This is a genomic window from Pseudomonas sp. 09C 129, assembly GCF_002843625.1.
Taxonomy (GTDB): Bacteria; Pseudomonadota; Gammaproteobacteria; order Pseudomonadales; family Pseudomonadaceae; genus Aquipseudomonas; species Aquipseudomonas chlororaphis.
The window spans coordinates 1,894,447-1,908,015 of the sequence record NZ_CP025261.1; the positions used below are offsets into that span (position 1 = coordinate 1,894,447).

Here is a 13,569-nt window from a genome sequence, read left to right on the forward strand (position 1 = left end):
GGTGCCGGTGGGCAGCGGGGGCCTTGTCTGGGCCGCTCAGATCACTCTTCGACGACCTTGTCCTTGCCCTGGCGTTTCTCGATGACGCTGACCAGGCGCTGGGCCAGGGCCGGGTAGTTCTCGTCGAAGTGGTGGCCGCCCGGCAGTTTCATGGCTTCGCCGACAGCGGTCTTGTCGGTGCAACCGCTTTCGTCGACTTCTTCCTCGCCGTAGATGCACACCACCTTGGCTGCTGGCAGCTTGGCCATTTCCGGGCCGGTGGCGGCTTCCTTGCCGGCGTTGCCCAGCCAGCCTTCGACTTCGATCTCGAAGCTGCCGGTGCGGGCGAAGGCCAGCAGGATAATGGCGTCGACCCGCTGCTGCTCGGCTTCCGGCAGGCGGTTGTAGATGGCTGGCAACACGTCGGCGCCGAACGAGTAGCCGGTCAGCACGAAGCGCTTGGTGCCCCATTTCTGCCGGTAGTGCTGCATCAGTTCGGTCAGGTCGGTGGCGCTCTGTTCCGGGGTCTTGTGCTGCCAGTAGTAGCGCAGGGTGTCGATGCCGACCACCGGGTAGCCGATCTTGGCCATCTCGCCGGCCACGTCACGGTCCAGGTCGCGCCAGCCGCCGTCACCGGAGAGGAACAGGGTCACGGTGTCCTTGGCCTGGCCGGCCGGCACTTCGACCACCGGGATGTTCAGGCCGCCGTTGTCCGAACCTACCAGCAGCTTGCGCAGCTCGTTGTTCAGCACCTGAGGCAGGTGAATGTCGTAGTCGCTGATGCTGGTGCTGGCATTGGGGGTGTCACGCACGAAGCCGGCGCTTTCGTCATCCGGGTTGTCGTTCCAGGCCACCAGCCAGTGGCCGTGGGCCAGGGTCTTGGGCAACGGGTCGGTGCAGCCTGGGGCCGGGTTGATGGTAAAGCCCACCGACACGGCCTGGGCCTTGTCGTCGTTCTGGGTGGCGATCCAGCGCCAGGCCAGGGCGGCACCAGGGCCGATGCCGCTGACCAGGGTCGCCGGGCCCGCGAGTTGGCCAAGGGCGGTCTGCAGGGCTTGTTCCTGCAGCTTGCAGTCGTCCTTGGGCAGGATCACCTGGACGATCTGCGCCGCGCCGCCGCGGCTCAGGGCCAGGAGTTGGGTATCGGTCAGGGCTTCGTCGGCGAGGACGGCCACGGCGACCCGGGCCTTGGCCTGGGCGGCCGGGGTGACACGGGTCAGGGTCGAGCCATCGGTCTGGGCCAGGTGTTCCAGGGTCGGTTGTGGTGCCGGACGATTCCAGTACCAGTAGCCGCCTCCTGCTATCAGGGCAAGCACCACCAGAGTGGCTAATACATACCGCCAGGAGCGTTGAATCATCAGCGTTTCACCAATCCAGTCAGGCCGCCCGCAATCAGGGCGGCGGTATCGGCCAGTGCCACCAGCGGATCCAGTCCGGCGGGCACGGCCATGTAACGAGGTTCCCAGTCAGGCTGGAATTTATCTTTGAAACGGCGCAACCCTTGGAAGTTGTACAACTGCTCACCCCGACGGAAAACCATCGATCCAAGGCGCTGGGTCAGTGGCGCGCCACGCCGGGGTTGCAGACCCGACAACGGCACCATGCCCAGACTGAAGCGGGCATACCCATGGTTTTTATAATGCTGGATCAGGCCGACCATCATGAATTCCATGGTCAGCTTGGGAGCCTCCGGGTGGGCGCGCATCAGGTCGAGGCTGGCCAGGTCATGGCTGTAGGTCTCGAGCAGGTTGGCGAAGGCCACCGGACGTCCTTCAAAACGGATGATCGCGATACGGAAATGCTTGAGGTAGTCCTCGCTGAAACGCCCGAGGGAGAAGCCTTTCTCGCGGACATTCTTACCGGTCAGCCAGGCATCGGAAATGACTTTCAGCTCGTCCATCGGCGCCTGCCCGGCCTCATGGATTTCCAGCGCCAGACCGTCGCGGGTACCGCGGTTCCAGGTGTAGCGCAGGTCCTTCATCTCCTTGCCCTTGGCTTCGAGGTCAAAGCGGTTCAGGTCGACCCGGGCTTCTTCGCCAAGCTTGATCGCGGTCAGGCCGATGTCCATGTAGTACGGCAGGTTTTCCGCGCGCACTTGGTAGAACACCGGACGCGCATGGTGGACGTCGCACAGGTCGCGGAACTGCCAGATCATCTCGGCCCGTTGCTGGGTCGGCCCGATCGGGTCGTACAGCGCCACCAGGCTGCGGCCGCGCCGGGCATACATGAGGAAGGCGTCGTCGTTGGGATGGAACAGCAGGGCCTTGTCGCCGGTCAGGGACAGGCCGCCGTCGGGCTGGGAAGAGGCCATGAGGATCTTCGCCGCGCGGTCCAGCTCCTCGCCATTGGGCAGGTGAATCACCGGGCGCGCGGTGCGCAGCAGCCAGGTCAGGGACACCACCACCAGCAGCACCGCGGCCCCCAGCAGCGAGCGCAGGCCCCGTGGGGCATCGGCGTCGAGGGTGAACTGCCACCACAGCTGATGGCTGTAGGGCACGTCCTGATAGGCGAACAGCAGCAGCCAGATCGATGCGCCCAGCACACAGACGCTGGCCACCAGGTACAGCGGCGAGAACGGCAGTTCGGTGAGGCGGCTCGGCCGGTAGAAGGAGCGCCGGAAGACCGCCAGCAGGCTGGCGGTCAGGGTCATCAGGCTGGCTTCTTCCCAGTCGAAACCCTTGAGTAGCGAGAGCACGGCACCGACCAGCAGCAGGATGGTGGTCAATATCCAGGCTGCGGACAGGCGCCGGCGCAGGCCCTGGGCCAGCAGCAGGCAAAGCACCCCGACCAGGCTGGCGCCGAAGTGCGAGGCATCCACCAGGCGGTGCGGGATCAGAAAACCGATGTGTTGCAGGCGGGTGTCGATTTCCGGGGTCACGCCGGAAAACAGCAGCACCACGCCGGACAGGAACACCAGCACCGCGAGGATCGGTGCGGCCAGGCCCGAGGCCACCCGCAGCGATTGACGGGTCTGGAACAGGCGCTGGGCCTCATTGATCAGCAGCAGGACGCAGGCCACCAGCATCGGCAGGATCACGTAGATCAGCCGGTACAGCAGCAGGGCGGCGGCCAGTGGCGCCGCGCCGAGCTTGTCGGCGAAGGCGGCCAGCAGAATCGCTTCGAACACCCCAACGCCGCCGGGTACATGGCTGAGCACGCCGGCCGCCAGGGCCAGCAGGTAGACCAGCAGGAAGGCGCCGAAGGGCGGTGCCTCGGGCAGCAGCAGATACAGCACGGTGGCTGCGGCGGCGACGTCGAGGGCGGTGATCAGCAGTTGCAGGAGCGTCAGGCGGCGTCCAGGCAGGCGCAGGGTACGGCGCCCGGCCTTGACCAACAGGTTGTCCGGCAATGGCTGTTCAGGCAGGCGGCGCCGGTAGATACCGATGACCAGGATCGCGCAGAGCAGCAGTACGGCGCCGGCAATGCTGGCCAGCAGGCCTTCGGAGAGGCGCAGGGCGGCGGAGGCGGCGGGCAGGTTGCTCAGGGTCGCCAGGGCGGCGAGCGGTGGCAGGGCGCAACCCAGGGACAGGCTGGCGAACAGCGTCATATGGGCGACGTCGCCGGCACCCACGCCATGCCGGGCATAGAGGCGGTAACGCACCGAACCACCGGAGAGCAGCGACAGACCGATGGCGTTGCCGATGGCAAAGGCGGTGAAGCCCCCGAGGGCCAGGGTGCGCAGCGGCAGGTTCACCCCGGCGTAGCGGCTGGCGGACCATTCGTAGCCGAGCAGGATGACGAAACCGACCACGGTCGCGGCCAGGGCGCCGAGCAGGGCCGGCTTGGGCACGTCGAGGATCGAATCATGCAGGGCATACAGATCCAGCTCGCTGAGTAGGTGACGACAGGCAATCAGGGCGATGCCGAACAGCAGCAGGGTCACGACCATGCCGATGGGCTGGCGGTATTTGCTCAGTAGCTCCAGCCAGCGCAAGCGGGTGGCAGCAACCGGTTGGTTCGCTGTAACGGTATCGGTGTCTTGTGAGTCAGACGAGTTGGCGCGCATCAATCACCTCGTGGATTGTGCGCGACAGGATGGGGGTATCCAGCCAAGTTACCAATCCCTGCAGAAAAAATAGTTTCAAATATTAACGCGTCTCACCATGGCCCTGCGAGCCCGGACGGCCAGCGTTTTCAAGCGGCTGCCTGGCAATGAGCATAGCGGGTTGGAAAGGGTGGGGGAGGTGACTGACGGTTCACAGGAGGTTGCCAGGTCATTGTTGCGAAAAGATTTTTTCGACAGATACAAAAAAGGCCACTCTTTCGAGTAGCCTTTTTTGTTGTTTGGTTGCGGGAGCCGGATTTGAACCGACGACCTTCGGGTTATGAGCCCGACGAGCTACCAGGCTGCTCCATCCCGCGTCTGTGTGGCGGCATTCTACAGACGAATGCTGGAGTGTCAACCGTTAATGGTCCATTGAGTCAAATAAGTGTTGAATGACTCGCAAGGCGGGTTAAGTCCCGGTACTGCAAAGGGTTTTGTTTTGCGCGACAACAAAACGAGCGCGCACAAAAAAGGCCACTCTTTCGAGTAGCCTTTTTTGATGTTTGGTTGCGGGAGCCGGATTTGAACCGACGACCTTCGGGTTATGAGCCCGACGAGCTACCAGACTGCTCCATCCCGCGTCTGTGTGGCGGCATTCTACAGAGGATCGCCGGCCTGTCAACCGATTAACCGAAAAAAACTGTTTTCGTTCAATTGCTTAGCGTGAAAATGCAGCCCCTGGATCGGCCCTGAAGGCATGCTGCATAAGGCTTTCAGCTCTATTGAGGGGCTTTGACCGATTGAGAAAATAAATTCATCTTCCGATTTTTCTGGCGGCAGGCGGGAGAAATCAAACTACTGGTGCTATATACAGTTCTCGGTGAGATACTGTCGCCCTGTCTTGTGATCGACCTCTTGCTTCCATGAACTCTGCCTTTATATGACGCAGCGCAAAATCATCCACATCGACTGCGATTGCTTCTACGCCGCCATCGAAATGCGCGACGACCCGCAATTGGCCGGCAGGCCGATGGCGGTGGGCGGCTCGGCGGAGCGACGCGGGGTGATCGCCACCTGCAACTATGAGGCCCGCGCTTTTGGCGTACGTTCGGCCATGTCCTCGCGGCATGCGCTGACGCTGTGCCCCGACCTGCTGATCGTCAAGCCGCGCATGGAGGCCTACCGGGAAGCGTCGAAAGAGATCCATACGATCTTTCGCGACTACACCGACCTGATCGAGCCTTTATCCCTGGATGAGGCCTACCTGGACGTTTCCGACAGCCCCAACTTCGCCGGCAGCGCCACGCGCATCGCCCAGGACATTCGTCGCCGGGTCTCCAACCAGCTGCATATCACGGTGTCGGCCGGGGTGGCGCCGAACAAGTTCCTGGCCAAGATCGCCAGCGACTGGAAAAAGCCCAACGGCCTGTTCGTGATCACCCCGGACCAGGTCGAGGACTTCGTTTCGGCCTTGCCGGTCAACAAGCTGCATGGCGTGGGCAAGGTCACAGCTGACAAGCTGGGACGCCTGGGCATCGTCAGCTGCGAGGCATTGCGCGAATGGAGCAAGCTGGCGCTGGTGCGCGAGTTCGGCAGTTTTGGCGAGCGGTTGTGGAACCTCGCCCGGGGTATCGATGAGCGGCCGGTGCAGAACGACAGTCGCCGGCAGTCCATCAGCGTGGAAAACACCTACGACGTCGATTTGCCCGATCTGCAGAGCTGCCTGGATAAACTCCCGGAGCTGATGCAGACCCTGGCCGGCCGGATCGAGCGAATCGACAGCAGCTATCGTCCGGGCAAGCCCTTCGTCAAAGTGAAGTTTCACGATTTCACCCAGACCACGCTCGAACAGGCGGGGGCAGGGCGGGACCTGGAGAGTTACCGGCAGCTTTTGACCCAGGCGTTCAAGCGCGGGGACAGGCCGGTGCGGCTATTGGGGATTGGTGTACGTTTGCAGGATCTGCGTGGCGGGCATGAGCAGTTGGAGTTGTTCAGCCGTTCCTGATACAGCATCGCGAGCCAGCCCACCCCCGCAGTGCGGAAACAGGCTGGCTCGCGATGGTTATCCGGTCAGTGGGCGCCGGGATCGGCGACCAGGCGGCCGGCGTTCTTGGTCAGCGACTTGAGAAATTCGCTTTGCAGTTCCGGATCGTTGCGGGTCAGCTCGATCAGGCTCTGTTCCAGCTCGCTGGCTTCTTCTTCCAGACCCAATTCGGAGAGACGCTTGACCCGGTGCACCCACTGGCTCACTTCGTCATCTTCGAGGTCGTCGTAGATCAGGTTGTGCGCTTCCAGCAGCTTGCCGCGCAGGGTGTTGCTGATGGCCAGCGACGAGTCGGAGTGCACGTCGTCCTGGGCATCCGCGACGCTGATCTGCAGCTTGCCGATGTGGTTCAGGTCCTGTTCGGAAAACGGGCTGTCCAACAGGTTCAGGCGCAGTACGCCGTTGCGGTCGGTGCTCAGCTCATGGGTTTCCTTGCCGGCCTTGACCTGCACCGGACGCTCGCTCCAGGGCAGGCTCGAATACTCCACGCGCTTGTCGCGCTGGACTTCATCGATCCCCGCCAGGTTCTGCTGCGCCCGACCGTGGGACTGCACGTTCATGAACGGGTTGAGCCCGGCCACGCCGTAGCTGATCCAGTCCTTGGTGACGCTGTCCGGCAGGTTGCCCAGGGCAAACACATTGACCACGTTGGCGCCGACACCCGCGACCACGGCTACCGCACCCAATGGGATCTCGTAGAGCTCCCGCCAGGGTTGATAGGGCGTGTAGCGATCGTAGCGACGTGTGACTTCGAACTCGGTGACTTCGAAGGTCTTCTGCTCGTGGATGCGTACCCGGCGTTGCGGCAGCTCAAGCACCTTAGGCTCACCGACATCGATCTGCAGGCTGTGATCGAGCAATTTGCGCTCGACACGTTCCTCGTGCTCGCTGCGTTGCGACATCTGGTTGGCACAGCCGCTGAGCAACAGGGCGCCGCACAAGGCGGCGCCACCGAGGCTTAAGGTGTTTCGCTTGAACATGACTTCTCTATCTGGTTTCAGCGACGGATACGGGCTTGGAGGAAGGACAGCACGTCAGCCACCGGCAGCGCTTGCGCCTCGGCTTCGGTACGGCTCTTGTATTCCAGGTTGCCTTCGGCGAGGCCGCGGTCGCTGACCACGATCCGGTGTGGAATGCCGATCAGCTCCATGTCCGCGAACTTGATGCCCGGGCTGGTCTTCTTGTCGCGGTCGTCCAGCAGCACTTCGAAGCCGGCGGCGGTGAGTTGCGCGTACAGCTTGTCGGTGGCTTCGCGAACCTGCTCGGTTTCATAGCGCAGCGGTACCAGGGCGATCTGGAACGGGGCCAGGGTGTCGCTCCAGATGATGCCGTTCTCGTCGTTGTTCTGCTCGATGGCCGCGGCCACCACGCGGGACACGCCGATGCCGTAGCAGCCCATTTCCAGGGTGACCGGCTTGCCGTTCTCGCCCAGCACTTCGCACTTCATCGCCTTGCTGTACTTGTTGCCCAGCTGGAAGATGTGCCCGACTTCGATGCCGCGCTTGATTTCCAGGGTGCCCTTGCCGTCCGGGCTTGGGTCGCCGCTGACGACATTGCGCAGGTCGGCCACGGTCGGGACCGGCATGTCACGTTCCCAGTTGAAGCCGAAATAGTGCTTGTCGTCGACGTTCGCGCCGATACCGAAGTCGCTCATCAGGGCCACCGAGCGGTCGACGATGATTGGCAGCGGCAGGTTCAGCGGGCCCAGGGAGCCGGCGCCGGCGCCGATGGCGTCACGCAGTTCGGTTTCCGAAGCCATCACCAGCGGGCTGGCGACGCCAGGCTGGTTGGCGGCCTTGATTTCGTTCAGCTCGTGGTCGCCACGGATGATCAGGGCGATCAGCTTGCCGGCTTCCTCGGCGTGCACCACCAGGGTCTTGACGGTCTTTTCGATCGGCAGGTTGTAGCCTTCCACCAGCTGCGCGATGGTTTTCGCGTCAGGGGTGTCGACCAGGCGCAGTTCTTCGCTCGGCGCCGGGCGCGAGGTTTCCCGTGGCACGGCTTCGGCTTTCTCGATGTTCGCCGCGTAGTCGGAGCCGTTGCTGAAAACGATGTCGTCTTCGCCGGACTCGGCCAGTACGTGGAATTCGTGGGAGCCGGCGCCGCCGATGGAGCCGTTGTCGGCTTCGACCGGACGGAACTTCAGGCCCAGGCGGGTGAACACGTTGCAGTAGGCCTGGTGCATGCGGTCATAGGTGACCTGCAGCGATGCCTGGTCGGCGTGGAAGGAATAGGCGTCCTTCATGATGAACTCGCGACCGCGCATCAGGCCGAAGCGTGGGCGGATTTCATCGCGGAATTTGGTCTGGATCTGGTACAGGTTGATCGGCAGCTGCTTGTAGCTGCTCAGCTCGTTGCGGGCCAGATCGGTGATCACTTCTTCGTGGGTCGGACCGGCGCAGAAGTCGCGACCGTGGCGATCCTTGAAGCGCAGCAGTTCAGGGCCGTACTCCTCCCAGCGCCCGGATTCCTGCCACAGTTCAGCCGGCTGCGTGCTCGGCATCAACACTTCAAGCGAGCCGGCGGCGTTCATTTCTTCACGAACGATGGCTTCGACCTTGCGCATCACCCGCAGGCCCATCGGGAGCCAGGTGTACAGGCCCGAGGCCAGTTTGCGGATCATGCCGGCGCGCAGCATCAGCTGATGGCTGATCACGACCGCATCGGAAGGCGTTTCTTTCTGTGTGGCGAGCAAAAATTGACTGGTGCGCATGGTAGGCCGTTGTCGGTTGCTGAAGACTAGAAATGACGAAGCATTGTACGGGCGAGAACCGTTGGCGTACAGGATTGCGGCCGGGGGAGGTCGGGGCGCCGGGTGAATGCCGGTATGCCCCGGGGTTTCCTAGGGTTCTTCGCTGACAGCTGTAGCGGGTGGCGTGGCCGGCGGTGTGGCTTCGGGCGCTTGCGGCGGTTCGGCGCGACGGTTTTCCTGGAACCAGTGCAGGGCGATCAGGACCAGGGTCGGCACGCCGAGCAGGGCGGTGATCAGGAAGAAGTCGTGATAGCCGAACTTCTCCACCATGACCCCCGAATAACCGCCGATCAGGCGCGGCAACAGCAGCATGATCGAGCTGAGCAGGGCGTACTGGGTCGCCGAGAACTTCAGGTTGGTCAGGCTCGACAGGTAGGCGACGAAGGCCGAGGTGGCCAGGCCCGAGCTGAAGTTGTCCAGGGAAATGGTCACCACCAGCATCTGCAGGTTGGGGCCCATGTCGGCCAGCATCAGGAACAGCAGGTTGGTCGCGGCCGAGGCGGCGCCGCCGATGAACAGGATCGGCAGGATGCCGAAGCGCACGATCAGCAGGCCGCCCATGCCGGCGCCGACCAGGGTCATGATCAGGCCGAAAATCTTGCTGACGCTGGCGATCTGGTCCTTGGTGAAGCCCTGGTCGATGTAGAACACGTTGGCCATCACGCCCATCACGGTGTCCGACATCCGATAGGTGGCGATCAGGCCCAGCAGCAGCAAGGCTTGCCAGCGGTAGCGCAGGATGAAGTCGTTGACCGGCGTCAGCACCGGGGCCAGGCCGCGGCGGCCCATGGCCGACAGGCACAGCGAGGTCAGGATGATATAGAGAATGGCGCGCAGGAACGCCCGGTCTTCCAGCAACAGGTCCAGCAGGCTGGCGCCTTCGAACAGCACGCTGGCGAAGTCGGTGTTGTAGAGCTGGGTGAACATCGCCGGCACGGACACCAGCAGCACGATCAGCACGAACACCGACACCAGCTGGTGCACGAAACTGTAGCGCCCGGCCGACAGCTGGGTGCGCAGCGGCACCGGCGGTTCGCGCATGAACAGGGTGGTCAGCAGGGCCGGGATCATCAGCACGCCGAACAGCACGTAGGTGCCGGTCCAGGCCGCGTGTTTATAGCTGAAACCGGTGGAGCCGAAACCTTCGGCGAAGAACAGGGCGCCAGCGGTGGCCAGCAGGGCGGCGACGCGGTAGCCGGACATATAGGCGGCGGCCAGGGCGGCCTGGCGGCTGTCTTCGGCGATTTCCAGGCGGTAGGCGTCCACCGCGATGTCCTGGGTGGCAGAGGCGAAGGCGACGATAACCGCAATGGCGATCAGCCAGGACAGGTGCTTTTGCGGATCGCAGAACCCCATGCCGATCAGCCCGAGCAGCACCAGCGATTGCGACAGGACCAGCCAGGAGCGGCGTCGTCCGAGTTTGCCCAGCAAGGGGAGGCGCCATTGGTCGAGCAAGGGCGACCAGACCCATTTGAAGGCGTAGGCCAGACCGATCAGGCTGGCGTAGCCAATGGTTTCGCGAGCCACACCGGCTTCGCGCAACCAGACTGAAAGTGTCGAAAACACCAGCATGTAAGGCAGGCCGGCGGCGAAACCAAGCAGCAACAGCACGAGCGTCGAGGGGCTGGCATAGGCGGCGAGCGCGGCGCGCCAGGTTTTACGGGGCATGGGCTGGAGTCTGCCTCAAGAATTACGGAAACAAAGCGCGCACTCTAACCGCTGTGCTCTACCGGACGCCAGCCATGGCGCTGAATATCCACACGATTGTTCAGGATCGAGACACCTTCCATACGCAGTCGCGCGCGCTGTTCGTCGCCCGAAGCGCTGCCCACGGGCAGGCTGAGGCGCCCGCCCGCGCCCAGTACGCGGTGCCAGGGCAGGGTGGTGTCGGCGGGCAACTGGCTGAGGGTGCGTCCCACCCAGCGCGCCGCGCGACCCAGGCCCGCCATTTCCGCCAGTTGCCCATAGCTGACTACCTTGCCTTCCGGGACCTGGGCCAGGGTCAGGTAGAGCGCCGTGCGTCGGATTTCGGCGGGGCTTTGGTCGGCGTCGAGCGGTTCGATCACGTTCGGGTTTCCTGATGCAGGCCTGTAAACCGTCTGTAGGACAAAGGGTTTATTAACAATTGAGAATTGAACTCACTATAGATAGTCGAGTCAGTCCCTACCTGAGGTTTTATTCATGTGGATAATGCCGGTTTTTTTCGCGAACTCGAGCCTTGTATCTGTTTATGTTGTCCAGAACCCTGCTGTGCCTTGCCGTTTTCAGTACCGCCACGCCTTTGCTCGCCGATACCGTCTGGTTGAAGAACGGTGACCGTCTGAGTGGCAAGATCAAGGTGTTCGACGGTGGCAAGTTATTGATCCAGACCGAGTATGCCGGGGCCATCCCGATCGACTGGAAGCAGGTCAAGACGCTGGAGAGCGATCAGGAACTGCTGGTCAAGCAGGATGCCTACACCGGCGAGAAGGCCAAGTCCCTGCACGCGGCGGAAGACGGCAAGGTCACCCTGGCCAATGGCGAGGCGCCGAAGACTGTCGAGCTGGCGAGCATCCAGCAGATCATGAAGCCCAAGCCGGTGGTCGAGGACCTGGTATGGAAGGGCAATGTCGACATGGCGCTGGATTATCAGCGGGCGGAAAAGGACACCGACGACTACGACATCGACTTCAAGACCTCGGCGCGCCACGGCAAATGGCGGCACACGGCGGAAGGCGAGTACAACCGCGAATTCCAGAACGAAGTGGTCACCACCGACAACTGGCGCGGCGAATACGCACTGGACCGCTTCCTCACCGATAAATGGTTCTGGCAAGGGCGGTTGAATTACAAGCGTGACAAGGTCGAGGAGCTGGCGCGCCAGCGCGTGGTGGGTACCGGTCCGGGTTACCAGTTCTGGGATAACGAATTGGGTGCGTTCTCCCTGGGTTCGCTGCTCAACCGCACCGACTACGAGTACAAGGATGGTGGCAAAGACAACTTCTATTCCCTGGCCATGAAGTGGGACTACAACCGTTACCTGATTGGCAAGCGGGTCGAGTTGTTTACCAATGGCGAGGTGGGGCGGCCGCTGTCCAATATTGCCGATTACGCCCTGGATGCCGAGATCGGCCTGCGCTACAAGGTCACGGAATGGGCGTCGCTCAACCTCAAGGCCGAACGGGACATCATCAGTGGCACCAAGGACAGCGATCTCAACAAGACCCGCTACACCGCGGGTTTTGGCGTCGCCTGGTAAGCTCGCAGGCCTGGAAATGAAAAAGTCCCGCGGTTTGCACCCGCGGGACTTTTTTGTTTGGCAGCGCAAGAGTGCTGTCTCAATAGCGCTGCGTTATGTCAGCCTCAACTGCATGCACCTTGACGGGTGCCCGTCTGGTACTGGCATTCGCTCTGCAGGCTGCCGTCCTCGTTCCAGAGGCGCATCCAGCCATGCTCTTTGCCATCCAGGTAATCGGTAGATGATTCCATCTGACCGCTGTCGTACCAGGTGACGGCGGGGCCTTCGAGTTTCGCGTCCTTGTAGACCTTGTGCTCCTTGAGCTGGCCGTTGTCGTACCAGGCCTTGAAGTCGCCCTGCTCGCGGTGCTGTTCATCCCATTGCCACTGGAGGGTTTGCACGCCCTGTTCGTTCCAGAGGGCATAACTGCGCTGGGTGCCGTGTTCGTCGTTGAATTGCTTCTGCTTTACCTTGCCGTTGGGGTGGTACTGGATTTGCCACCCCACGGGCTGGTTGTCCACGTAATCGACGGTGCTTTCCAGTGTGCCGTCAGGGTAATAGGACGGGCTGGGGCCGACTTTCTTGCCGGCAACGAACTGTCCGCTGTCTTTGAGCTTGCCATCCGGGTAATAGCTGGTGATCGGTCCGTCCGGCAGATTCGCCCGGTAGGTGATGCGCCCGACCCGCTTGCCGTTCTCGTCGTATTCCAGGTATTCGCCGTCGACGCGTTTGCCCTGGCGCCAGTTGTAGGATTCGGCGACTTTTCCATTGTCGTGGTAGGTGCTCTGCCAGCCCTCGAGGAGGCCATCCCGATAGTTCGAGCGTTTAACCACGACACCGCTCTCGGAGTAGGTCAGCGCCTCTCCCTGGCGTTTGCCATTGAGGTCATAGCCAGCGCTGTGGCGGACCTGGCCGTCCGGATAGTAGGTTTTCGAGGCATGAACGGCCTTGCCCGAAACGAAGTCCTCGGCGCTGACGAAATAGTCCCGGCGCAGGGTGCCTGATTCGACGTAGAAGATTCTCGCGTTCCAGGCTTTTTGCCGCTTGTCGTAGCTCATCGGCATCGTCAGGAAGTACGAGGCCTGGCCTTGGCCCGTCGGCGCATAGCGCTCGTCGAGGTAGAGCTTGCCGTCGACCTGGGATGCGGTCAGCTCGCCGCATTCCTGGGCGGTGCAGGGCCGGACCTTTTCGAAAAAGGCTCGTTTCCCGTCGCAGTCCGAGAGGGTCAGCAGGAGTGGGGTCTGGTCATCGATCAGTTGCTGGATTTCTTCCAGGACCTGGCCGAACGACTCCGCGGGGATGCCTGAGGATTCGGGGGTGAGGTAAACCTCGTTGCTGCCGCAACGATGGGCGCTGGAAAGCTCCAGCAGTACCGCGCGTCGCAACTCGGGTTGTTGCTGCGAGTCCTTGGCAATGTAGCTGGCGCCGCTGTCCATGCCGACGATGATCGTTGGATGGTCGGGGCGAGGTGTGGCGTTGAGTGCGAGAGGGAGGGCGAGTGTGAGCACCGCTGCGCTCAACAACTTCCGGTGTCTGAACGGCATCCTGCAGTTTCCATATGATTGTCCGAGGGGGCGGATCATATAGCCTGG

9 protein-coding genes and 2 tRNA genes are annotated in these 13,569 nt (G+C 62.5%); 2 read left to right on the forward strand and 9 right to left on the reverse strand.

The genetic code is table 11. The features are described 5' to 3' along the window. Window positions 1-41: 41 nt before the first annotated feature. From CXQ81_RS08715 to CXQ81_RS08730, 4 genes are all read right to left on the reverse strand, one after another. Window positions 42-1,337 (reverse strand): virulence factor family protein, encoded by a 1,296-nt coding sequence (locus CXQ81_RS08715; RefSeq protein ID WP_101337005.1) that lies wholly within the window; start codon window positions 1,335-1,337, stop codon window positions 42-44. Further along, window positions 1,337-3,985: a bifunctional lysylphosphatidylglycerol flippase/synthetase MprF gene (mprF, locus tag CXQ81_RS08720; RefSeq protein ID WP_101337006.1), complete on the reverse strand. Its 2,649-nt coding sequence runs from the start codon at window positions 3,983-3,985 to the stop codon at window positions 1,337-1,339. The genes CXQ81_RS08715 and mprF overlap by 1 nt, the downstream gene beginning before the upstream one ends. Window positions 3,986-4,264: 279 nt before the next feature. Further along, window positions 4,265-4,341, reverse strand: a tRNA-Met gene (locus tag CXQ81_RS08725). Window positions 4,342-4,528: 187 nt separating this feature from the next. Next, window positions 4,529-4,605, reverse strand: a tRNA-Met gene (locus CXQ81_RS08730). Window positions 4,606-4,904: 299 nt separating this feature from the next. Between CXQ81_RS08730 and dinB the strand changes: the two genes are divergently transcribed. Further along, complete coding sequence (gene dinB, locus CXQ81_RS08735) at window positions 4,905-5,969, forward strand: DNA polymerase IV (protein ID WP_009042451.1); 1,065 nt, start codon at window positions 4,905-4,907, stop codon at window positions 5,967-5,969. A 65-nt stretch (window positions 5,970-6,034) separates the two neighbouring features. Here dinB and CXQ81_RS08740 read toward each other — a convergent pair whose 3' ends face one another. From CXQ81_RS08740 to CXQ81_RS08755, 4 genes are all read right to left on the reverse strand, one after another. Further along, window positions 6,035-6,988 carry a hypothetical protein gene (locus tag CXQ81_RS08740; RefSeq protein ID WP_007923917.1) on the reverse strand — a complete coding sequence of 318 codons (954 nt, stop codon included), beginning with the start codon at window positions 6,986-6,988 and terminating at the stop codon, window positions 6,035-6,037. Between the two features lie 17 nt (window positions 6,989-7,005). Further along, window positions 7,006-8,721 carry a proline--tRNA ligase gene (locus tag CXQ81_RS08745; protein WP_007923915.1) on the reverse strand — a complete coding sequence of 572 codons (1,716 nt, stop codon included), beginning with the start codon at window positions 8,719-8,721 and terminating at the stop codon, window positions 7,006-7,008. Between the two features lie 129 nt (window positions 8,722-8,850). Continuing rightward, complete coding sequence (locus CXQ81_RS08750) at window positions 8,851-10,428, reverse strand: AmpG family muropeptide MFS transporter (RefSeq protein ID WP_007923912.1); 1,578 nt, start codon at window positions 10,426-10,428, stop codon at window positions 8,851-8,853. 44 nt (window positions 10,429-10,472) lie between these two features. Further along, window positions 10,473-10,826 (reverse strand): MGMT family protein, encoded by a 354-nt coding sequence (locus CXQ81_RS08755; RefSeq protein WP_101337007.1) that lies wholly within the window; start codon window positions 10,824-10,826, stop codon window positions 10,473-10,475. Window positions 10,827-10,990: 164 nt separating this feature from the next. On the opposite strand from CXQ81_RS08755, the gene CXQ81_RS08760 reads away from it, so the two are divergent. Next, entirely contained in the window at window positions 10,991-11,998 is a 1,008-nt protein-coding gene (locus CXQ81_RS08760; protein ID WP_101337008.1) for a DUF481 domain-containing protein, read from the forward strand. 104 nt (window positions 11,999-12,102) lie between these two features. On the opposite strand, the gene CXQ81_RS08765 is transcribed toward CXQ81_RS08760, so the two are convergent. After that, a complete protein-coding gene (locus CXQ81_RS08765; protein WP_256593465.1) occupies window positions 12,103-13,485 on the reverse strand; it encodes a toxin-antitoxin system YwqK family antitoxin in 1,383 nt (460 codons plus the stop codon). Window positions 13,486-13,569 lie beyond the last annotated feature (84 nt).

Bases quoted from the DNA above. Each gene is read 5' to 3' on its own strand.
- CXQ81_RS08715 (WP_101337005.1), bottom strand. From the start codon at position 1,337: ATGATTCAACGCTCCTGGCGGTATGTATTAGCCACTCTGGTGGTGCTT.
- mprF (WP_101337006.1), bottom strand. From the start codon at position 3,985: ATGCGCGCCAACTCGTCTGACTCACAAGACACCGATACCGTTACAGCG.
- dinB (WP_009042451.1), top strand. From the start codon at position 4,905: ATGACGCAGCGCAAAATCATCCACATCGACTGCGATTGCTTCTACGCC.
- CXQ81_RS08740 (WP_007923917.1), bottom strand. From the start codon at position 6,988: ATGTTCAAGCGAAACACCTTAAGCCTCGGTGGCGCCGCCTTGTGCGGC.
- CXQ81_RS08745 (WP_007923915.1), bottom strand. From the start codon at position 8,721: ATGCGCACCAGTCAATTTTTGCTCGCCACACAGAAAGAAACGCCTTCC.
- CXQ81_RS08750 (WP_007923912.1), bottom strand. From the start codon at position 10,428: ATGCCCCGTAAAACCTGGCGCGCCGCGCTCGCCGCCTATGCCAGCCCC.
- CXQ81_RS08760 (WP_101337008.1), top strand. From the start codon at position 10,991: ATGTTGTCCAGAACCCTGCTGTGCCTTGCCGTTTTCAGTACCGCCACG.